Source organism: Corynebacterium sp. UD i78 (assembly GCF_056280545.1).
This window is the reverse complement of the sequence record NZ_JBWCED010000001.1, coordinates 1,147,245-1,168,412: the sequence shown is the minus strand read 5'-3', so window position 1 is coordinate 1,168,412 and position 21,168 is coordinate 1,147,245. Positions and strand designations below refer to the sequence as shown.

The 21,168-nt window shown below is 68.6% G+C and carries 21 protein-coding genes; 11 read left to right on the top strand and 10 right to left on the bottom strand.

Annotated features, from left to right (window positions below; translation table 11 throughout):
* Positions 1-63: 63 nt before the first annotated feature.
* Entirely contained in the window at positions 64-1,401 is a 1,338-nt protein-coding gene (locus ACZ9GM_RS05545; RefSeq protein ID WP_476037373.1) for a DUF4192 family protein, read from the top strand.
* Here ACZ9GM_RS05545 and galE read toward each other — a convergent pair.
* The 6 genes from galE to ACZ9GM_RS05515 form a co-directional block, all read right to left on the bottom strand.
* On the bottom strand, positions 1,358-2,356 hold the full coding sequence (galE, locus tag ACZ9GM_RS05540; RefSeq protein ID WP_291474623.1) for a UDP-glucose 4-epimerase GalE: 999 nt from the start codon (positions 2,354-2,356) through the stop codon (positions 1,358-1,360). The two genes, ACZ9GM_RS05545 and galE, sit on opposite strands and share 44 nt — an antisense overlap.
* 6 nt (positions 2,357-2,362) lie before the next feature.
* A complete protein-coding gene (locus ACZ9GM_RS05535) occupies positions 2,363-3,049 on the bottom strand; it encodes an iron-dependent transcriptional repressor DtxR (protein ID WP_291474622.1) in 687 nt (228 codons plus the stop codon).
* A 103-nt stretch (positions 3,050-3,152) separates the two neighbouring features.
* Positions 3,153-4,343, bottom strand: coding sequence for a sigma-70 family RNA polymerase sigma factor (locus ACZ9GM_RS05530; protein WP_291474621.1), 1,191 nt, complete (start codon positions 4,341-4,343; stop codon positions 3,153-3,155).
* A 249-nt stretch (positions 4,344-4,592) separates the two neighbouring features.
* Entirely contained in the window at positions 4,593-5,066 is a 474-nt protein-coding gene (dtd, locus tag ACZ9GM_RS05525) for a D-aminoacyl-tRNA deacylase (RefSeq protein WP_291474620.1), read from the bottom strand.
* A complete protein-coding gene (locus ACZ9GM_RS05520) occupies positions 5,063-6,670 on the bottom strand; it encodes a DUF7782 domain-containing protein (RefSeq protein WP_476037372.1) in 1,608 nt (535 codons plus the stop codon). The genes dtd and ACZ9GM_RS05520 overlap by 4 nt, the downstream gene beginning before the upstream one ends.
* The gene (locus tag ACZ9GM_RS05515) at positions 6,667-7,161 is read right to left on the bottom strand and encodes a DUF3099 domain-containing protein (protein WP_476037371.1); all 495 of its coding nucleotides are present in this window, start codon (positions 7,159-7,161) and stop codon (positions 6,667-6,669) included. Before ACZ9GM_RS05515 ends, ACZ9GM_RS05520 begins: the two co-directional genes overlap by 4 nt.
* Before the next feature lie 157 nt (positions 7,162-7,318).
* Between ACZ9GM_RS05515 and ACZ9GM_RS05510 the strand changes: the two genes are divergently transcribed.
* From ACZ9GM_RS05510 to ACZ9GM_RS05500, 3 genes are read left to right on the top strand one after another with little or no spacing between them, the layout of a single operon-like run.
* A complete protein-coding gene (locus ACZ9GM_RS05510) occupies positions 7,319-7,561 on the top strand; it encodes a DUF3039 domain-containing protein (protein ID WP_291474617.1) in 243 nt (80 codons plus the stop codon).
* Positions 7,558-9,318 (top strand): DEAD/DEAH box helicase, encoded by a 1,761-nt coding sequence (locus ACZ9GM_RS05505; protein ID WP_476037370.1) that lies wholly within the window; start codon positions 7,558-7,560, stop codon positions 9,316-9,318. The genes ACZ9GM_RS05510 and ACZ9GM_RS05505 overlap by 4 nt, the downstream gene beginning before the upstream one ends.
* 28 nt (positions 9,319-9,346) lie before the next feature.
* A complete protein-coding gene (locus ACZ9GM_RS05500) occupies positions 9,347-9,688 on the top strand; it encodes a hypothetical protein (protein ID WP_291474616.1) in 342 nt (113 codons plus the stop codon).
* 96 nt (positions 9,689-9,784) lie between these two features.
* On the opposite strand, the gene ACZ9GM_RS05495 is transcribed toward ACZ9GM_RS05500, so the two are convergent.
* Together ACZ9GM_RS05495 and ppgK are read right to left on the bottom strand one after the other, a co-directional pair.
* The gene (locus tag ACZ9GM_RS05495) at positions 9,785-11,398 is read right to left on the bottom strand and encodes an RNA polymerase sigma factor (RefSeq protein WP_291474615.1); all 1,614 of its coding nucleotides are present in this window, start codon (positions 11,396-11,398) and stop codon (positions 9,785-9,787) included.
* A gap of 176 nt (positions 11,399-11,574) precedes the next feature.
* Positions 11,575-12,354, bottom strand: a complete 780-nt coding sequence (gene ppgK / locus ACZ9GM_RS05490; protein ID WP_291474614.1) for a polyphosphate--glucose phosphotransferase — start codon at positions 12,352-12,354, stop codon at positions 11,575-11,577.
* 64 nt (positions 12,355-12,418) lie between these two features.
* On the opposite strand from ppgK, the gene ACZ9GM_RS05485 reads away from it, so the two are divergent.
* On the top strand, positions 12,419-13,387 hold the full coding sequence (locus ACZ9GM_RS05485; RefSeq protein ID WP_291474613.1) for an inositol monophosphatase family protein: 969 nt from the start codon (positions 12,419-12,421) through the stop codon (positions 13,385-13,387).
* Between the two features lie 172 nt (positions 13,388-13,559).
* Entirely contained in the window at positions 13,560-13,859 is a 300-nt protein-coding gene (locus ACZ9GM_RS05480) for a DUF4193 domain-containing protein (RefSeq protein ID WP_291474612.1), read from the top strand.
* Between the two features lie 90 nt (positions 13,860-13,949).
* On the opposite strand, the gene ACZ9GM_RS05475 is transcribed toward ACZ9GM_RS05480, so the two are convergent.
* Positions 13,950-14,558 (bottom strand): DUF3093 domain-containing protein, encoded by a 609-nt coding sequence (locus ACZ9GM_RS05475; protein WP_291474611.1) that lies wholly within the window; start codon positions 14,556-14,558, stop codon positions 13,950-13,952.
* A 23-nt stretch (positions 14,559-14,581) separates the two neighbouring features.
* On the opposite strand from ACZ9GM_RS05475, the gene dut reads away from it, so the two are divergent.
* From dut to dxs, 5 genes are all read left to right on the top strand, one after another.
* Positions 14,582-15,040, top strand: coding sequence for a dUTP diphosphatase (gene dut / locus ACZ9GM_RS05470; protein ID WP_291474610.1), 459 nt, complete (start codon positions 14,582-14,584; stop codon positions 15,038-15,040).
* 61 nt (positions 15,041-15,101) lie between these two features.
* Positions 15,102-15,947, top strand: coding sequence for a DUF3710 domain-containing protein (locus ACZ9GM_RS05465; protein WP_291474609.1), 846 nt, complete (start codon positions 15,102-15,104; stop codon positions 15,945-15,947).
* Positions 15,944-16,645, top strand: a complete 702-nt coding sequence (locus ACZ9GM_RS05460; RefSeq protein WP_476037369.1) for a DUF3159 domain-containing protein — start codon at positions 15,944-15,946, stop codon at positions 16,643-16,645. The genes ACZ9GM_RS05465 and ACZ9GM_RS05460 overlap by 4 nt, the downstream gene beginning before the upstream one ends.
* Entirely contained in the window at positions 16,642-17,982 is a 1,341-nt protein-coding gene (locus tag ACZ9GM_RS05455; protein WP_476037368.1) for a class I SAM-dependent RNA methyltransferase, read from the top strand. The genes ACZ9GM_RS05460 and ACZ9GM_RS05455 overlap by 4 nt, the downstream gene beginning before the upstream one ends.
* Before the next feature lie 19 nt (positions 17,983-18,001).
* Positions 18,002-19,876 (top strand): 1-deoxy-D-xylulose-5-phosphate synthase, encoded by a 1,875-nt coding sequence (dxs, locus tag ACZ9GM_RS05450; RefSeq protein WP_476037367.1) that lies wholly within the window; start codon positions 18,002-18,004, stop codon positions 19,874-19,876.
* Here dxs and ACZ9GM_RS05445 read toward each other — a convergent pair.
* Entirely contained in the window at positions 19,817-21,163 is a 1,347-nt protein-coding gene (locus tag ACZ9GM_RS05445; protein WP_476037366.1) for a ribonuclease D, read from the bottom strand. The two genes, dxs and ACZ9GM_RS05445, sit on opposite strands and share 60 nt — an antisense overlap.
* Positions 21,164-21,168 lie beyond the last annotated feature (5 nt).

Genomic DNA, 21,168 nt, shown 5'->3' with positions numbered 1-21,168 from the left:
GGCTCCTGCGGAAACGCGGTCGGAGCGGACAGTGGAACTTTCGCGGTAGGGGATGATCACCCCATGACGTACACATCTGACAACAGGAACCCCGCCCCACCTATTCCCTCCGGTGCTCCGCCGGGACGGGCCAACGTCGATCTGGGTGACGACACCGCCGCCCTCATCGCCGCCGTCCCCGCGATGCTCGGCTTCCGTCCGGAGAACTCGATGGTCTTCCTGGGGCTCAGCCGCCCCGCCGACGGTCCGGCCACTCCGCCGGGGATCCGTCCGACATCTTCGGAGGTGGGACCGGTGGTGCGCGCCGACCTGGTCGAGGGAGCGGTGACCGGTGCGGCGAAAGCCCTGATCCGGGCCAACCGTAACCGTGTGGACCGGTCGGTGATCATCCTGGTCGTGGGCGGGGACGCGGGGCCTCTGGTCGATACGGCGGTCAGGCTGTTCCGGTCGGCGGGCACTCCGCCGGCTGCGGCGTACCTGGCCACGGACCTGTGCAAGGGGGCGTCCTGGTGGAAGATCCCGCTCGACGGGTCGGTGCAGAGCTCCCTGGATCCTCACTGGCCGATCGGAGCTCTGCCGGATCCGGCGTCGAGTCCCGCTGCCGGGCACGCTGCAGGACAGGATCCGGGCACACTCCCGGACCAGGCTGCGTTCGACCGGCTGCTGGATGAGGTGCCGGTACCGGAGCACCTCCGGGGGCTGCTCCCGGACTGCTGGACGTGCCGGAACCACGGAGAGGTCGGGGAGGTCGGGGACGACGGTGGAGACAGGGGAGACGGGGGAGACAGGGGAGACGGGGGCACAGAGGGAACGTTGCAGGACATCGTCGCACTGTGCGGTGTCATCGACCACCTGGCGACCGTGGAGGACGGGGGGTCGACATTCCGGAGGCTGCTGGGGGACGAGGGTACGGCACGTTTCATCTCCAGGGTCTGTCACCGGGAACCGCTGGCCCGCGTCCTCGTGGTCCTGTCCACCGGTCCCTGCTCTGCAGCGGTGCAGAACCTCCTCGCCGAGACCGCCCGTATCGCCCGGGGACCGCTACGCTACCGGGCGCTGGTCCTGCTGTCCATGGTCGCGTGGTGCGGCTCCGGGGGAGTGCTGGCGCACCGGGCCGCCCACCGAGTGCTCAGGGAGACGGACGGCCCGGTGTCACCGGGGGTACCGGCAGGACAGGTCAACGCCGGGTCGGTGCAGCTGGCCCGCGAACTGGTGGCGACCGCGGAACAGGGACGTCCGGCCGGGGTGATCGCCACGATGATCGACGGGGGAGTGCGCGAGATAGACGACACCCTCGCCCTGGCGGAGGACGAGGGTGTCGGGGAACTGCTGGGTCGGGTCGTGGACCGCGACAGTGTCAGCGTCGTGCGAAGTGAGCTCGCTCGCCGAGCTGCGAGGTGAAGGCCCATGCATCCCTGACGATGGTCGTCAGATCGGAGCGGGTCGGGGTCCAGCCGAGGTCGGCGACCGCACGGTCCGACGAGGCGATGAGGGTGGCGGGATCGCCACCGCGGCGCGGTGCGACCTCGGCGGGGATCGGGTGACCGGTGGCCTCGCGGCAGGTCTCGACGACCTGACGGACGCTGAAACCGTCACCGGAACCCAGGTTGAAGATCCGGTGCACACCGGGCTCATTGGAGGACGCGGCGAGCAGGTGCGCGTCCGCCAGATCCCGGATGTGGATGTAGTCGCGGACGCAGGTGCCGTCGACGGTGGGCCAGTCGTCACCGAAGATCATGATCTTGTCCCGGGCGCCGGCAGCGACCTGCAGCACCAGCGGAATGAGGTGGGTCTCCACGGCGCGGTTCTCGCCCACACTGCCGTAGGCACCCGCCACGTTGAAGTAGCGCAGGCTCGTCGCGCCGAGACCGTAGGCCGCGGCGTAGGAGGTGATGATGTTGTCGATCGCGAGCTTCGACGCCCCGTAGGGGTTGGTCGGTGCGGTCGGCAGATCCTCGGTGATCGGCACGGTCTCCGGTTCGCCGTAACAGGCCGCTGTCGAGGAGAAGACCAGGTTGTCGACCCCGGCGGCGCGCATGAAGTCGAGCAGTCGCAGGCTGGTGACCACATTGCCCGACCAGTACTTGGCGGGAGAGACCACGGACTCGCCCACCAGTGACTTGGCCGCGAAGTGGAAGACCGCGGCACAGTCGTCGGCGAGGACGCCGGGAGCGGCGTCCAGGACGTCACCCTCGACGAAAGCCGCGTCCGCGGGGACGGCCTCCCGGTTGCCGGTCGACAAATCGTCGATGACGGTCACCCGGTACCCCTGCTCCACCAGGACGGTGGCGCAGACGCTGCCGACGTATCCTGCGCCACCGGTGACGAGGACATGTGCTCCCTTGCTCAGCGGCATGTCAGGTCAGGCCTCCTCGACGATGACGCGGATCGCGTGTCCCAGCTCATCGGGGACGGTGACAGTGCCGGCCTCGGTGGTCAGTGACAGACCGTCGGGGGTGTCCTGGGCGGTGACGACCGAGCCCGGGCGGATGTCGTACTGGCCGAGACGGGTGATCACCTTGTGCTCGACCTGCACGATCTCGTTGAAGCTGACGATGCGCACCGTGGTCGGGGTGCTCAGGTCGAGATCGGAGGCGCGGTGGGAGTCTGCCGGGTTGGGGACGGACTCCGACCCCAGCTTCTCCAGCCCGGGCACCGGGTTGCCGAACGGGGAGGTGTCGTGCTCGCTGAGGACCGCGAGCAGACGCTTCTCCACCTCGTCACCCATGACGTGCTCCCAGCGGCAGGCCTCGTCATGGACGGACTCCCAGGGAAGACCGATGACGTCGACCAGCAGGCGCTCGGCGAGGCGGTGCTTACGCATCACCGCGGTGGCGTGTGCACGACCCTCCTCGGTGAGCTTAAGGGAGCGGTCGTCGGCGATCCAGAGCAGACCGTCACGCTCCATACGTGCGACGGTCTGACTGACCGTCGGGCCCGACTGCTCGAGTCGCTCTGCGATGCGCGCGCGCAGCGGCGGGATGCCTTCCTCCTCCAGTTCGAAGATCGTCCGGAGGTACATCTCTGTGGTATCGACGAGATCCTTCACTCGACAACGGCCTTTCTCTGATAGTCGTTCTGACTAAACGTGCCAATTACTCATAAACTACACGTTTCGGTGCCGCGCGGGGTGGACCGGTCTATCCGACCCGTCAGACGGCGTATTCACGCAGCTTGTCGGCACGTTCTCCCTCACGGAGCTTCGCCATGACCTCGCGCTCGATCTGACGGACCCGCTCGCGAGACAGTCCGAAACTGCGACCGATCTGGTCCAGGGTGCGCGGCATGCCGTCATCGAGGCCGTAACGCAGCTTGATGACGTCCTGCTCGCGCTCCTCCAGGGTGTCGAGAACCGCACGGACATCGGAGTGCCGCAATGAGGCGACGACGGCTGCCTCGGCATCGGTGGAGTCCGAGTCCTCGATGAAGTCACCTAGCGGTGCCTCCTCGTCGGAACCGACCGGCATGTCGAGGCTCACCGGGTCACGGGACTGCTTGAGCAGCGTCTCGATCTTCGACTCGTCGATGCCGGACTCCTCGGCGAGCTCCTCGTTCGTGGCCTCGCGGCCGAGATGCTGGTACATCTCACGCTTGATGCGGGAGAGCTTGTTGACCTGCTCGACGAGGTGGACTGGCAGTCGGATGGTGCGTGACTGGTCCGCCATACCGCGGGTGATGGCCTGGCGGATCCACCAGGTGGCGTAGGTGGAGAACTTGAAGCCCTTGGCGTAGTCGAACTTCTCCATCGCGCGGATCAGACCGAGGTTGCCCTCCTGGATGAGGTCCAGCAGCGGCATACCGCGGCCGGTGTAACGCTTGGCCAGCGAAACCACCAGACGCAGGTTCGCCTCGAGCAGGTGGGTACGGGCTGCGCGACCCTCGCGGGCCAGGATCTTCAGGTCACGCTTACGGGCGCGCGTCAGCTTCTCGCCGGTCTCCAGGAGGTGTTCGGCGTAGAGACCTGCCTCGATGCGCTGGGACAGCTCCACCTCGTCGGCCGCGGTGAGTAGTGCGGTCTTGCCGATCCCGTTGAGGTACACGCGCACCAGGTCCGCCGACGGGTTCTCGTTGTTGCCGCGCCGACGGCCCTTGTCCTTGGGCTGGTCCTCGGCGACGTCCTCGTCGGAGCCGACTGTGTCATCTGTGTCATCCGTGTCATCCGTGTCGTGCGGGTCTTCTGCGGCGGCGGCAGCTGCGATGCTGTCGCCGCCGGGGGCATCGTCGCGGTCACCGGCACCGGTGGTGCCCTGCGCGTCGACGACGTCGGTGCTGTCCAACGACGTGGCGTCCAGGGTGTCAGAGTCGGCCGTGGTAGCGGTCCTGCTGGTGTTGCTGTTGCTCATGCGGGTGACCTCCCGGGTTGGTTGTCCGAAGCACTCACTGATCCAACGGGTGCATCCCGGGAAATGTTCCCGGGGGTGGTTTCGGCGACACTTCTGCGGTTGTTCGGGTGCTGTCGGTGAGGGCCACGGGATGCTGTGGTCCGTCCATATCCAGCGATGACTAATTCGGAAAAGCCTATCGCGAACTGATCTATTTCGACAGGGGAACCTTACCCCCGGTCGGGGGTCAGAAATGTGCGGTCACCGAACTCAGGCCTCGACGATGACGGTGAACGGACCCTGGTTGACGGAGGAAACCTCCATCATCGCCCCGAAACGCCCCGTGGCGACCGTCAGACCGCGCTCGCGGAGATCGTCCACCAGCAGGTCGATGACCTTTTCGGCGTCCTCCCCGGGAGCTGCGGCGGACCAGGACGGACGCCGTCCCTTCGCTGTCGCACCCATGAGCGTGAACTGGCTGACGACGAGGATCTCGGCGCCGTTGTCTGCAGCTCCGGAATCCCGGACCCCGTCCCACGGCTCACCCGGGGCCGGCAGGATCCGGAGGTCGGCGATCTTGCGGGCCACCGTGCGCCAGGCGTCCGGCCCGTCCTCGCGTCCGACTCCCACCAGTACGAGCAACGCACCTCGACCGGCACCGTCCCGGTTGCCGTCGACGGCACCGACGATATCACCGGCCACGGTGACCTGTGCCGAGGAGACGGTACTGACGACAGCCTTCACCGCAGGCCCTCCCCGTCGTCCGTCACGGGTCTGCTGTCGAGGAGGTCGGCCGGCAGCAGCAGGCCGTGGCGCACCAGATCGACCACCAGCGGTACGAGGGCCGTGGTGAACGTCTCGTCATCGAGGTCGTTGACCGCGCAGTAGAGTCCCGCGGTGTCCCGCAGGCTCAACCCGTTCGGGTTGAGCCCGGCGACCACGGCCGACAGCGGGGTGTCGATCTCGTGGCTGAAACGGGGGCCGTCGGTACGGGTCAACCGCAGTACGGTGCCACGGAACCCGATCCCGGTCGGGTCCGGCAGCTCCACAGATTCCCTCGCGACCGTCGGCCGCACCGCGAAGGAGGCGTCCAGCACGTCCCCGGCATCCCGGTCGGCCAGCCAGTCGTTGCGCAGGAACCATTCGGCGACCTCGTCACCGAAGAAACCGAGATCAGGAGTGGTGATCTCCTCGAACGTCACCTCCGACGGTCCGTCGATCCGCTGCATGTGCAGGTAGCCCATGCCGATCCGGGTGACGCCGTGGTCGCCGAACATGTCCAGCCAACGACGGGTGCGGTCACGACCTTCGGCAGTGCGGATATCCACGGATTCGTCGGCCAACCAGGTCCGGACGTAGGTTTCGGGGTCGACCTCGTCGCGCTGGACCACCCAGGCACGGACCCCGGTCTCCGGGAGCCAGGACGCGACACGGGACGCCGGGGACTCGGTGAAACCTGTCGCCCAGGCACCGAGCAGGTGGGCGGTTCCGCCGGGGGAGAGATGCCCTGCGGCGCCGGCGGCGACCAACCGGCTTGCGCCGTCGAGTTCCAGGTCGGAATCCCGGTAGATGTGCCCGACCTCCCCGACGCCGACGACGAACGGCGGATTGGAGACGATCCGGTCGAAGAGCTCGCCGTCCACCGGGTCGAACCAGCTGCCCTCACGCCAGTCGACCGGACGGCGGGCCCCGTCGGTCCGCAGGACACTGCGTTCCGAGGCCCGGGCGAAGTCCAGGGCCCGGCCGTGGATGTCGGTGGCGATGACCTCGTCCGCGTCCAGCGACAGGGCCAGGACACCGGAACCGGTACCCATATCGAGCAGTCGGCCGGTGTGCCCGGCCGGTACCTGGTTGAGCAGGGTCAGTGGGGCCTGGCCGACGCCGGGCACGTGGTCGGGGCCCGCCACCCGGACATCGAGGGAGGCGTCCGGGTCGGAGACGATGAGTAACCCGTCGGTGCCGTGCCGTGGATCATCCACCGGACGGATGTCGACGGTACTGACCACCGAATCGCGGGGACCGGGGACGAGGACATCGGCATCGCAGAGTCGGTCGACGAGGTCCTCGCCGAGCAGGGTGCACAGGTCGTCACGGGAGGTGGCGTCCCGCAGGAAGAAGCAGCCGGTCATCACTGTGTCGCGGATGTCCGGACGCCCGGTGGCGTGGAGGCGGCGTAGAGCGGCACCCGGGTTGCCCTGTAGTGCTTCGCGCCAGCCCACGGCGCCGAGGACGCCGGTCACGGTGTCACGGCCGTAGTTCAGGGCGGTCAGTGCGGTGACGAGGTCACCGAGGGCGTCAGGGCGGGGATCCGCGGTGCGCGGTGCATCGGTGGCGTCCTGCGTGGTCATCGGTGGGGGTTCTCCTCGTCGGCGTCGATGATCTCAGGGGTGTCCCGGCGTACACCGGTCTGCGGGGTATCCGGTGCGCTGCCCAGCGCGGCACGGGAGGTCGGGTCCGCCAGCGCCTGCATCTCCCGTGCACGCTGCTCGCGGACCAGCGCGGGCTTGTACACCTTGGGCACACCTTTTTCCTGCGCCTCGCCCGCATCATTGGCCAGCAGGACCGCCACCCACGGCAGCGGCAGGGAGATGACCGCCACGAGTGCGGCGAGCGCGGGATTGTGCAGCCAGCCGTAGATCATCACCGCGATGATGAACAGGGGGATCCGCGAGAGCTGCAGGGCAGCGTAGACGTGTCGTCGGTGGCGCCAGTTCGACAGCCGGGACTTCTTCGCTGAGGTGATCAGGACAGTGTAGTCGGATCCGCGTCGTCGTCGGGACCATCCGCGTCCTGCACGCCGGTTGCGCCGGTGCGTCGCGTCCTGTTCCTCCTCAGCCATGGGGACCACCGTAGTCCCCGTCCCCCGGTGAGTTCACACGGGACAGCGGGATGACCGTCACTCACCGCTCACCGACCGGTGCCGTCCGCCGCGGTTGGTAGGTCAGGTGGGTCGAACGGGTGGAAATGAGCGGGCGGCAGGGGCATGATTGACTACCGTGACTACTCCCGGAACATCAACGATTGAGCGCCCCGACGTCCGGACGGACGACCAGACCTCCGACGACACCCCGAAGTTCTTCCACTACGTCAAGAAGAACCAGATCGTGGACTCCGCCGTGAACGGCCGGATGGTCGTCGCACTGTGCGGTGAGACCTTTCCGGTGACCAAGCAGGCCAAGCCGGGCTCCCCGGTCTGCCCCGACTGCGAGCAGATCTACCAGGGGCTCCGGAAGAAGTGACCGCCGCCCCTTCCGGCACGTCGGCTGTCCTGCCCACCGGGCTCCGTCTCTGGCAGCAGGAGGCGCTGAAGAAGTACCTCGAGACATCACCTCGTGACTATCTCGCGGTGGCGACCCCGGGTGCGGGTAAGACGACTTTCGCCCTGACCGTGGCCCGCGTCCTGCTGGACCAGCGTGTCGTCGAGCGTGTCGTCATCGTCGTGCCCACCGAGCACCTCAAGAGCCAGTGGGCGGCGTCGGCGGCACGTCTCGGCATGTCGTTGGACGCCGAGTTCACGAACTCCTCGGCCGTCAACGCCTCCCACAGCGGCGTGGTGGTGACCTATGCCCAGGTCGGTATGAAGCCGACCAAGCACTACCAGGTCGCCACGGCCCGCAAGACGCTGGTGATCCTCGACGAGATTCACCATGCCGGTGACGCCAAGAGCTGGGGTGAGGGCGTGCGTTTCGCCTACGACCAGGCGGAACGACGCCTGGCGCTGACCGGTACCCCGTTCCGGTCCGATGATTCACCTATCCCGTTCATCCTCTACAAGGAGATCGACGGAGCGCTGGTCTCCCAGGCCGACTACACCTACGGCTACTCCGAGGCCCTGTCCGACGGCGTGGTGCGACCCGTCGTCTTCATGTCCTACTCCGGCAACACCCGGTGGCGGGATTCGGCGGGCGAGGAGTACGAGGCACGCCTCGGCGAGCCGCTCAACGCCGAGCAGACCGCCCGTGCGTGGAAGACGGCCCTTGACCCGAAGGGGGAGTGGATCCCCGCGGTCCTCGCCGGCGCCCACACCCGCCTGCTGCAGCTCCGGCAGTCCATTCCGGACGCCGGTGGGCTGGTCATCGCCACCGACACGACGACCGCGCGCGCCTACGCGAAGATACTGGAACGCATCAGCGGCACCAAGGTCACCGTGGTGCTCTCCGATGAGGCCGGGTCGAGTGACCGGATCAGGCAGTTCTCCGACAGCACCGACCTCTGGATGGTCGCGGTGCGCATGGTCTCCGAAGGCGTGGACGTGCCCCGCCTGGCCGTCGGTGTCTACGCGACCTCGGCCTCGACACCGCTGTTCTTCGCCCAGGCCGTGGGTCGTTTCGTCCGGTCCCGTCGCAAGGGGGAGTCCGCCAGCGTCTTCCTGCCCAGCGTACCGGTGCTGCTGGACCTGGCGTCCAACATGGAGCGCCAGCGCAACCATGTCCTCGGCAAGCCCGACCGCCCGAACGAGGGCTGGGACGATGAGCTGCTGGTCCAGGCGAACCGGGAGGAGACCGAACCGGACGAGCAGAAGAGCTACGAGTCCATTGGTGCCGAAGCCGAGCTCGACAGTCTCATCTTCGACGGTTCGACCTACGGTACGGCCACGATGGCGGGCTCCGACGAGGAGCAGGACTACCTGGGGCTTCCCGGGCTGCTCGACGCCGACCAGATGAAGACCCTGCTGCGTGCCCGTCAGTCCGAGCAGCTCGACGCCCGGGCACGCGAGGAAGTCACCCGCAAGGAGCAGGAGCGTGAGGCGCGACGCCGGGGCGAGGATGTCTCCGGCATCGACGGTGCGGGCAACCACCGTGACCGTGTGGCCAGTGAGGAACTGCCTGCCCTGCGAAAGAAACTCAATACCCTTGTCGCCGCGAAGTCCGCGCGGACCGGACGGCCTCACGGGGCGATCCACAATGACGTGCGGCGCAACTGCGGTGGCCCGCCGACCGCCCTGTGCTCGGCGCAGCAGCTGCAGGACCGGATCGCCTACCTCCGGGACTGGTGATCAGGGGTCGTCGACTACGCTGGGCTCCATGGCACAGCAGCGTCCGAAGAACCCCTCCCAGCCCCCGCAGCGTCAGAGCAGACTGGGACTGGCCGCACTGCTCCTCGGCGTGATGTCACTTCCGGCGGCGCTCATGCCGGTGCTCGGCATCATCATCGCCGTGGTGGTGCTCATCGTCGGTCTCGTCGCCCTGGTCCGCGCCGTGCGTGTGCCGGAGATCAGCTGGACCTATCCGGGGATCGCCGTGGTCGTCGCAGTTCTCGCGCTCGCCGCCGCGAGCCTGGTCACCAGCGCCGCCGACGACAAGATCCAGGACTGCGGTGCCACCACCGTCGACGAGGCGGACGACTGCCTGCGCAACAGCGACTGATCACCATCGCCTGGTCCACTACGCACCACGAGACGACCCCCGGCCACAGGTGGCCGGGGGTCGTCGGTCTGGCCGTGGTAGTCCCGGTCGGTGGTCCTAGTCCAGGTAGTCGCGCAGCACCTGGGAGCGGGACGGGTGGCGCAGCTTCGACATGGTCTTCGACTCGATCTGGCGGATACGCTCACGCGTCACCCCGTAGACCTGCCCGATCTCGTCGAGGGTGCGGGGCATGCCGTCGGTCAGGCCGAACCTCAGCTTGACCACACCGGCCTCACGCTCGGAGAGGGTGTGCAGGACATCCTGCAGCTGGTCCTGGAGGAGGGTGAAGCTCACCGCGTCGACCGCGACGACGGCCTCGGAGTCCTCGATGAAGTCACCGAGTTGACTGTCGCCCTCGTCACCGATGGTCTGGTCCAGTGAGATGGGCTCACGGGCGTACTGCTGGATCTCGAGGACCTTGTCCTCGGTGATGTCCATCTCCTTGGCGAGTTCCTCCGGGGTGGGCTCGCGGCCCAGGTCCTGGAGCAGCTCACGCTGGATACGTCCGAGCTTGTTGATGACTTCGACCATGTGCACCGGGATACGGATGGTGCGGGCCTGGTCCGCCATCGCGCGGGTGATGGCCTGACGGATCCACCAGGTGGCGTAGGTCGAGAACTTGTAGCCCTTTGTGTAGTCGAACTTCTCGACCGCGCGGATCAGGCCCAGGTTGCCCTCCTGGATGAGGTCCAGGAACGCCATGCCACGGCCGGTGTAGCGCTTGGCCAGGGAGACCACCAGTCGGAGGTTTGCCTCCAGCAGATGGTTCTTCGCCTTGCGGCCGTCACGGTCGATCTCGCGCAGGTCGCGCTTCTGCATCGGCGAGACCTTCTCGCCGGACTCCTTGATCAGCTCCATCTTGTAGGTGGCGTACAGGCCGGCCTCGATGCGCTTGGCCAGGGACACCTCCTGCTCGGCGTTGAGCAGGGCCACCTTGCCGATCTGCTTGAGGTAGGCGCGGACCGAGTCCGCCGACGCGGTGAGCTCGGCGTCCTTACGGGCCTGACGCAGGGCGGCGGACTCGTCCTCGTCCCAGACGAAGCTGCCGTCGGTGGCAGCCTTTACCGCGGCCGCACCGGTGGTCGTCGCATCTTCATCGGCGTCGTCGGTCTCTTCGTCGTCGTCCGCGTCTGCGGCGACCGCGACAGCCGGGGTATCCGTGTCGTCGTCCTCGTCGTCGTCGGGAGCCAGGTCGTTGTCGTCGATGTCATCGAAGTCGTCCTCGAGATCATCGAAATCACCGGGATGGTCCGGATCGTCGATGTCCTCGTCCTCGGCGTCACCGGAAGCTTCGGCATCCATCTTCTTGGCGCCCCGCCGGGTCTGCTCGGCCTCCACAGCCCCCGAGGTGGTGTCCTTTGCGGCGGTCTTGCGCGCGGTGGTCTTCTTGGCCGCCGTCTTCTTGGCGGTGGCCTTCTTTGCGGTCTTGCGCGCGGTGGTCTTCTTCGCCGCCGTCTTCTTCGCGGCGGTCCTGCGCGCCGGTGCGGTTGCGGGCGCAGCGTCAGCAGTGGTGTCTGTCGGGGTCGCTGCCGGTGCTTCGGTGGCGGCCGGGGTTGCGGCCTTCCGCGCGCTGGTCCGGGCAGTCTTCCGGGCTGCCGTCTTCTTGGCTACCTTGCGTACCGGTGAGGAATCGCTGTCGGAGCCGGGGGTGGGGGAGGTGTTGACCGCCACGGAAGACCTTTCTTACGGGGACGGGGACAGAAAAATGACGTGGTCGCACTTCAGTGGCGAGGGAGAGCCCCTCGTGCATTCCGGAGTGCTGATGTAACCGCAATCGACCCCCTATTATAACCCAGAGCGGGAAAACGCAACGGGGGACCGTTACGGGGGCGGTGACACAGGGTGGATCAGGGGCGGATACCGTCGCGTACCGCTCCAGCGGCGCCGACAATTCCGGCTCGGTTACGCAGCACCGCAGGGAAGACCTCGGCGTCGACATCCAGGTGCGGTCCCCACTTCTCGAACTTCCGGGAGACGCCGCCACCGACGATGATGCGCTGCGGGTTGAGGATCCGGCGGTACTCCTCCAGGACACGGTCGACCCTGCGTGCCCATTCGCGGTAACTGAGATCCTCACGCTCCTTGACGGCGGAGGACGCCCACTTCTCGGCGTCCATCGCAGGGAAGAACAGGTGGCCGAGTTCCGTGTTGGGGTACAGCGTGCCGTTGACCAGCAGCGCCGAACCGATGCCGGTGCCGAAGGTCAACAGCAGTACGGCACCGTCGCGGGCACGCGGATCGCCGTAGCGGGCCTCGGCGAGCCCGGCGGCATCCGCGTCGTTGAGTACGGCGACGTCACGGGCCTTACCGTCGACGGCGAGGTGACGCGAGAACAGCCCGGCGCAGTCGGTACCGATCCAGGAGCGGTCGATGTTCGCTGCGGTCAGGGCCGTCTGGTTCTGGACCACGGCAGGAACGGTGATGCCCACCGGACCGTTCCACTCCGCCCGGTCGAGGAGCTCGGAGACGACGTCGGCGACGGCCTCGGGGGTGGCGGGTTTCGGGGTGAGGATCTTGATCCGGTCACCGATGAACTCACCGGTGTCCATGTCGACGCGCGCCCCCTTGATGCCACTGCCGCCGATGTCGATACCGAACCCGGTTGTGCCTGCCGTGTCTGTCGTCATGGTCCGAGATGCTACCGGAGTTCCGACGGGTGCATCCGGCGACACTGACGACAGGGCTGGCACCATGGGGTGCGTGTCCATTGCAGAGAATTCCCCGTCCCATGTCCTGCTCACCGCCGACGGTACGGAGGCGCCCGGTCCGGACGCCGTCTCCGTTCTCGGAAGTCGAACCCCGGAGGACCTGCGTCGACTCGCGGTCACTGTCGCCGCCGCGGCCGCCGGCCATGTCCGTGAGGCCCGACGTGGGATCGTCGGTCCGGACGGTCGGGTGCCCGTCGCCGCGACGAAGAGCTCGGACGTCGATCCGGTGACCGCTGTCGACCGGTCCAGTGAGGAACTGATCCGCGGGTTCCTCGCCGACCGGGCGCCGGGTGACGCGATCCTGGGGGAGGAGGACGGCGGGACGCTCCGGGAGGACGCGGTGACCTGGGTCGTCGACCCGATCGACGGCACCGTGAACTTCATCTACGGCGTCCCGGCGAGTTCGGTGAGTGTCGCGGCGACGGTCAACGGCGTACCGGTGGCCGGGGCAGTGGCCGACATTGCCCGTCACCGGGTGTTCTCGGCATGCGCCGGTGGTCCCGCTCAGGTCGGTCCCGACAGTGTCGGGGACGCTGCAGGCGGGGACGCGGATTACCGGTCCCGCGTCCTCGGTCCGGTCACCGGTCCCGCCGGCTTGTCGGAGGCACTGGTGGGGACCGGGTTCTCCTACTCGGCCGGGCGTCGTGCGCAGCAGGCGGCTCTGCTGGTCGACCTGCTCCCGAAGATCCGGGATATCCGGCGGCTCGGCTCCGCCGCACTCGACCTGTGCGCGGTCGCCGCCGGGGCGCTCGACGGCTTCTACGAGCACGGTCTCGGCCCGTGGGACCACGCAGCCGGGGCACTGATCGCCGCACGGGCCGGCGCGCAGGTGCACATGCCTGTTCTCACCGCCGGATATGACGATGGTGTGGGGGTACTCGCGGCAGCCCCCTCGGTGTCCGGTGAACTGGCAGGTCACACGGTTTCCGTGCAGATGGTCGACCATGCGTGAGGGGGAGTGGACCGGGGGTGGTCAGACGGTGAAGTGACAACAGGCCGCGCCTGATTTAGTATGCGCGGGACAACCCCCGGTGAACGCGTTCTGACCGGCGCTGCTCCGGGAGTCACTCCACGACAACAGCACATGTACGATGCCCTTATTCGGGGATTCAGGAGGCAGCACCATGGCGACCGACTACGACGCTCCACGCACCCGTCCGGAAGATGAGATCGAGACCGACTCCCTGGAAGGACTCAAGGCCGCGGAGAAGGCGGAACCGGAGATCGACGACACCGACGACGGAGAAGTTGTCGAGCCGCTTGACATCCCGATGGCGGATCTGTCCGGTGAGGAGCTCAGCGGCGAGGTGATCCCCCGTCAGACCGACGAGTTCACCTGTTCGGTGTGCTTCCTGGTCCAGCACCGCAACCGCATCGCGGAGGACGAGGGGAACGGCGAGTACATCTGCGTCGACTGTGCCTGACGCTGCGTAGGGGCCCCGGGAACCGGGAAGGGCCCCTCCACCGACACCGGTGGAGGGGCCCTTCTGCGCGGGGCGTCGGAGTGGGGCCGGTCAGGAGACCGGGGCGCCGAACACGCGGAGGAGCTCCTCGGGTTCCCCGGTCGACACCAACCAGTAGGGAGTGGGGTCGTCCGGGTCGTCCAGGACGAACATCGCCATCGCCGGGATCCACGTCCGGTGGACGACATAGGCCGCCGGATCAAGTTGGCGTCCCATCGCAGCACGACGCGCGGTCGGGGGTACCGGTACGGTCCGGGACACCGCTGAGCGGGGCAGGGCGGCATCCCCGACCCGGAGCCAGGTCTCGCCGGTCTCGTCACGTTCGACGACGACGCGGTTGCGTGAGGCGTACACCAGGCTCCAGATCACGGCGGCCAGTGCGATGACGCCGACGACGGCACCCCAGTACCATTCCCGCTTCATCTGGCCCTGCCAGGCGAGGAGTGCGGCGACGCCGATACCGATGAGCCACCAGGACAGTGGGACCGGTTGGCGCTCGGAATAGAGGACCGCGGGCCCGGATCCGTGGGAACTGGTGCCGGAAGGCTCCTGTGCTGGTTCCGGGGCCACGTCATCTCCTGTCTGATCGGGGACGTTCACAACCACACAGTGTAGCCCGCCGAGGGTCGCGGACCACAGACGGCCTGTATGGGGTGACATACCCGGGCGGTAGACTACGGGTCATGACCGAGACCCCCGATGATCCTTTGCGCGTCCACCGGCTCGACCCGGACCTGCCGCTGCCCCGGCGGGCGCATCCGACCGACGCCGGAATCGATCTCTGCAGTGCAGAGACCCTGACGCTGTCCCCCGGAGAGCGAGCCCTGGTCGGAACCGGCCTGGCTGTCGCGCTCCCCGTGGGCACGGTGGGGCTGGTGCACCCCCGCAGCGGCCTGGCGTGGAAGAAGGGACTGTCGATCGTGAACGCCCCCGGCACCGTCGATGCGGACTACCGTGGGGAGATCAAGGTGTGTCTGATCAACCTGGACCCCCGTGAGTCCGTGGAGATCGCCAGGGGAGACCGGATCGCCCAGCTGCTCGTCCAGCAGGTCAGTCTCTGCGACGTCGTGGAGGTCACCGACCCCGCTGATCTCGGTGACACGGCCCGTGGTGCCGGCGGACACGGTTCCACCGGCCGCTGACCGGCCGCTGACCGGCACACACCAAGCACATACAGCAGTATCCAGGAAAGGACCGACCACCATGTGGCCATTCGGTAAGAGCAGGAACTCCTCCACCCGCCCCGGGAGCGGGACGCAGGAGCCGCAGCGCTCCGACGAGGTCGCCGAGACAGCTCCGGAGGCCGGTGTGCCTGCCGTGGAGACCTGGACACAGGACCGGGCACAGGACGCGGCGTCCTCCTACGACCCGGTCAACGGGAGCTTCGGCCCCTTCGACGGGGATTCCGTCGACTACAAGGACTTCGACTTCTCCGACTTCGCCAAGGGGGGCCTGGATCTGGGGTCGATGCTCATCCCGGTGCCGCACAAGGGTGAGGTGCAGGTGGAGATGGGCAAGGAGGGGCCCCGTCAGATCCACATCCTCACCCCGTTCGGCCGGATCACCCCGGCCGCTTTCGCCGCCCCCCGCAGTGGTGGTCAGTGGGCCGCCGACATCGACGGTTTCGCCGAAAGCATGGAAGGTGACGGCCTGGAGGTCACCCGTCGCGACAATGACTGGGGTGTCGAACTCGTCGGTGTCGTCGGGGACGGTGTGGTCCGGGTCATCGGTGTCGACGGTCCGCGATGGATGCTGCGGATGACGTTGGCGGGCCCGGCGACGTCTGCCGAGGACCTGGCTGAGCTGGCCTACGAGGTGATCTCCAGGACCTTCGTCAACCGTGGTTCCGAGCCGGCTCCGGCCGGCCGCTCCCTGCCGGTGGCGATCCCGCAGGCGATGGCCGACGAGCTCAAGCGCACCCTCGCTCAGCAGCAGGCGCAGAAGCAGCCGGCGGCGCCGACGTCCGCCCCGGCCACCCCGGTCCAGCCGGAGCAGGCCCGTCGCCGCACCGGTGGCACCGCGGCCCGGCAGATGGGCGGCTCCGAGTGACCGGAGAACCCGAGGAACGGGACGGACGCGACGAGCCGAGCATTCTCGAGCAGCTCGGCGGCATGTCCGGGATGATCTCCACGGTCATCCCGGTGCTCGTCCTCGTTCCGGTCAACGCGAGGTGGGGTCTGGGTCCCGCCCTCATCGCCGCTGTGGCGGTCTCGGTCGTCATCTTCCTGTGGCGACTCGCCCAACGCGAGACCCTGATGCCAGCGGTCTCCGGTCTGCTGGGGGTCGGCCTGTGTGCGGTCATCGCGTGGCTGACCGGCGACGCCAAGGGATACTTCGCCTACGGTATCTGGTACTCCCTGGTCGCCGGCATCGTCTTCACGGTCTCGACCCTGGTGCGCTGGCCGCTGGTGGGACTGATCTGGCACGGCATCAACGGCGAGCCGCAGCGGTGGCGGTCCGACCGCACCGCCGTGCGTGCCTACACCGTGGCCACGCTGGCGTGGGCGGTCGTCTTCTTCGCCCGCTTCATCGTCCAGCAGTGGATCTACAACCAGGATGACGCGGTCGGCGCCCTCGGCGTCACCCGCATCCTCATGGGACTGCCCCTGACCGCGGTGGTCGTCCTGGTCACCGTATGGGCGGTCCGTGCCGCCGGTCGTGCCGAACGCGGTGAGGACGCCACCCCGGTATCCACCGGACGCCATACGGTGCCGGTATCAGACACAACGGACGAGGATTCACTGTGACCGATCACCTGACTCTGGACATCGCCGGCCCCGCCCACGGTGGAGCGGCCGTCGCGCGCTGTGGTGAAGACGCCGGGGAGCGTGCCGGGCAGGTCGTCTTCGTCCGCGGGGCACTGCCCGGTGAGACCGGCGTCCCCGTCACCCTTGACGAGCAGACCTCCGGTAAGCGGAGGTTCCTCACCGGTCGGGTCGCCGACGATGCACCGGTCGGCGGTCCTTCCGCCCACCGGGTCACGCCCGTCTGTGCCGCGGCCGCGGCCGGTGCCGGCTGCTGTGACCTCGATTTCGTGGATGCCGAGGGGTCGCTGGAGTGGAAGCGCCAGGTCGTCGTCGACCAGTTCACCAGGATCGGTCACCTGGACCTGACCGCTGTGGCGGTGACCGCCACGTCCCTGGCACCGTTCACCGGGTACCGTACCCGCGTCCGGCTGGGGGTGGACGCCGAGGGGCGCGCCGGTCTGCGCAGCTCCGGCAGTCACGGGATCGTCCCCGTCGAGCGCGCGGTGTGCGCCCAGTGGGCACCGGCGCTGGTCGACGGGCTCGCTGGGGAGCTGGCATCGTTCACGCTCACCCCGGGCGCGGAGGTCTGCGTGGCCGTCGGTTCGGACGGGGCGCGGTCGATCGTGGAGCTGGTCAAGGAATCGACCGGGAAGAAGACCACCCGGGGACGCCGCGACCGCCGACGCCGCAACGGGGCGGTGCGGCGGCGCACCCGCCGGACCGTGCTCAGTGGTGACGGTTCCGTGCCCCACACGGTCAACGGTGTGACCTGGACTGTTCCGGTCGAGGCGTTCTGGCAGGCCCATGCGGCCGCCCCGGAGGTCTACAGCGACTGGATCTCCACGACGCTGGCAGACACCGCAGACACCGCAGACACCGCGTCCGACGACGGCCGGCTGACCGCCTGGGACCTCTACGGTGGTTCGGGTGTCTTCTCTGCCGCGTTGACGGCGGCACTACCCGGCGCCCAGGTCGACTGCGTTGACGTGGCCTCCGACGCCGCCGCTGCCGGAGAGCAGGCGCTCGCCGACCTGGATGTGCGCTTCGTCGCCGGGGATGTCGCCAGCCACATCGGCGAGCTCCGCGGGGGCCGGGACCTGTCCGCGGTGGTGCTCGATCCGCCGCGCACCGGTGCCGGCGACCGGGTCCTCGAGGAGGTCGCGGCCCACCGGCCGGCACATGTCCTCCACATCGGCTGTGACCCGGCGACCGCTGCCCGCGATGCCGCGACCCTGGCCGGCCTCGGGTACCGCCCGGTGTCGCTGACCGCCGTCGACGCCTTCGGGCTGACCCACCACGTCGAGGTTCTCAGCCACTACGTCCGCGTCACCGGCTGATGGTCCGGGTGATCCTGCCATGACTGACCTGACGATTCTCGGGACCGTGTCCTCGCCGGCGGACCTGCGGGCCCTCGACGAGCCGGCACTGGTACGTCTGGCCGCGGAGATCCGCAGTTTCCTGGTGGAGAAGGTCTCCGCCACCGGTGGACACCTGGGCCCCAACCTCGGCGTCGTCGAACTGACCCTGGCGGTCCACCGCGTCTTCACCTCGCCCCGGGATCCGGTGATCTTCGACACCGGCCACCAGTCCTACGTCCACAAGATCGTCACCGGGCGCCGGGACCTCTTCGATTCCCTGCGGCAGCGCGACGGACTGTCGGGCTACCCGGCGCGTGACGAGAGTCCGCACGACTGGACGGAGTCCTCCCACGGATCGGCGTCCCTGTCCTACGCCGACGGCCTGGCCAAGGCCTTCGCCTGCACCGGGCAGACCGACCGGCGCGTCGTCGCGGTCATCGGTGACGGGGCACTGACCGGTGGCATGGCCTGGGAGGCGCTGGACAGCATCGCCGAGGGCGTCGACCGGCCGGTGGTCATCGTCGTCAACGACAACGGGCGCTCCTACGGGTCCACCGTCGGTGGACTCGCCCACACCCTCGCCGCGCTGCGGGACCGGACCGTCGGACGCGGCACCCCCACTGTCCGGTCACGGCGTCTGCTCCACGGCCTGCGTCACCGTCCCACCGGTGAAGTTTCCCCGCAGTCCCTGTTCAGCGACCTCGGGATCCCCTACCTCGGCCCGATCGACGGTCATGACCTCCATGCGTTGGAGGACGCATTGCGCCGGGCACGGGACTTCGGTGGTCCGGTAATCGTCCACACGGTGACCGAGAAGGGGCACGGCTACGCTCCGGCGCTGGCCGACGACACCGACCGGATGCACTGTATCGGCGTCACCGACCCGGCCACCGGAGAACCACGTCAGCCGACGACACGGTACTGGACCGACCTCTTCGCCGACGAGCTCGTGCGCCTCGGAGATGAGCGCGACGACCTGGTCGCGGTCACCGCGGCGATGACCGACCCGACCGGGCTCACCGGCTTCGGTAAGCGGTTCCCCGACCGGATCTTCGATGTCGGGATCGCCGAACAGCATGCCGTCACCTCTGCTGCCGGGCTGGCCCTCGGTGGACTTCATCCGGTCGTCGCGCTGTACTCCACCTTCCTCAACCGTGCCTTCGACCAGTTGCTGACGGATGTCGGACTGCTGCATCTGCCGGTCACCTTCGTCCTGGACCGTGCCGGTGTCACCGGGCCCGACGGACCCAGCCACAACGGTATGTGGGATCTGTCGCTCACTGCCGTCGTGCCCGGCATCCGGATCGCCGCCCCCCGCGACGGTGTCCGTCTCACCGCGGCCCTCGACCGCTGCGTCGCCGTAGCCGACGGGCCGACCGTACTGCGTTTCCCCAAGGGGACGCTGCCCCCGGCGGTACCGGCGCTACGGGAGACCACGGACTACGACGTCCTCGCCGAACCTGATCCCGAAGCAGCTGCCGACCCGCGCATCCTCGTGGTCAACTACGGTGCCCTGACCGGCCCGTCCTTCGCAGCGGCCGAGGCACTCACCGACACGGGCTACGCCGTCACCCTCATCGATCCGGTGTGGGTGACGCCGGTGGCCGGCACGGTCGTGGACCTCGCCGCCGACGCGGACCTGGTCATCACCGTCGAAGACAACGGCGTCCACGGTGGGGCCGGTCAGCAGCTGCACCGCGCCCTGGTCTCCGCCGAGGTCGACACCCCGGTGCGCTACCTCGCCCAGGACCAGACCTTCCCGACCCACGGCACCCGCGACGAGGTTCTCGCCGGCTACGGACTCGACGAGGCCTCAGTCGTCCGTCGCGTCCTCGACTGGGCCGGGCATCTCTTCGGCCAGCACGGGCAGTAGTGCCGGGATCAGCAGGTCCGACTGCCACGGTCGGGAGTCCTGCGCGCTGAGCAGATCGCCCAGCGCGTCCTCGGCCCACCCGACGGGGTCCGCGTCGTAGCCGGACGGGTTCCCGGGATGCGGCGCCTCGAGCAACTGGGCGGCGTCCCAGGCCACTGAACGCACCGACGCCGAGATGATCAGTTCCGACGGGTGCAGGTCCAGGTGACCGGCCAGGTCATCGACCGCGGCCCGGAACCCGGTGGCCAGCCGACCCGCCACCGGGTAGTCTCTCGCCCAGGTGCGGTGGTCGGGCCGGCCCTGGGGAGCCCGCGGCCGGGGTGGCAGCACCGCCGCGTCCACCGACAGGGCGTCACGGACACCGGCCAGCAGACTGGACTGCAGCTCACGGGAGAGCCGCGGGGCAGGGCGCCGGCCTGAGCGTCCCCGTCCGCCGGACCGCAGCATGTCCTCGGCCTGGTACGGCGCGCGTGCCATGTCCACGATCACCGAGGACTGCAGGACCTTCTCCGGGGGAGTGTCACGGTGCCGTGCCACCTCGGTACGGATGTCGGTGAGTCGACGGGCCACCTCCAGTCCACGGGGGTCACGCACCGCACCGATACCGCGCAGTCGCGTCCAGTCCGGGACCTGTACCGGCCGGGACCAGTCCGCACTGACATGGTCACATTCCTGCCGGTACCAGCCGACCCGGTCCAGCCCCTCGGCCTCGCTGCGATGCTGCAGGCGGGACATCGCCGTGGACAGCAGTTCGATGAGCAGCTCCACGTCCAGGGCCGCGTAGGTCAGCATGTCCCGCGGCAACGGTCGCGTGGACCAGTCCTCACGGCCCTTGTCCTTGGCCACCGTCACCCCCAGCAGCTCCTCCAGCATCCCGGCCAGGCCGATCTGTCCGAACCCGAGCAGGCGGCCGGCGATCTGCGTGTCGTGGAGCAGGGGAGTACGCCACCCCAGCGTCGTCAACGCCGGCAGGTCGGTGTGCGCGGCGTGCAGCACCCACGGCAGGTCATTCATCACCGGAGCCAGCAGCTTCCCGGCGTCCGGCACCACGGCGGGGTCCACCAGGTGCGTCCCCGCCCCGGTGCGCCGCAACTGCACCAGCCAGGCCCGGTCGTCGAACCGGAAACCGGAGGCACGCTCGGTGTCCACCGCGACCGGTCCCGACCCGGCGGCCAGCGCCTCGGCGACCTCGGCGACCGCGTCCGGGGTGTCGGCGAGCGGGGGAAGACCCTCCCCGGGTGAGGAGAGGTAACGGGTGTCAGTCAGGTTCTCTGCGGTGTTCTCCACGGGGC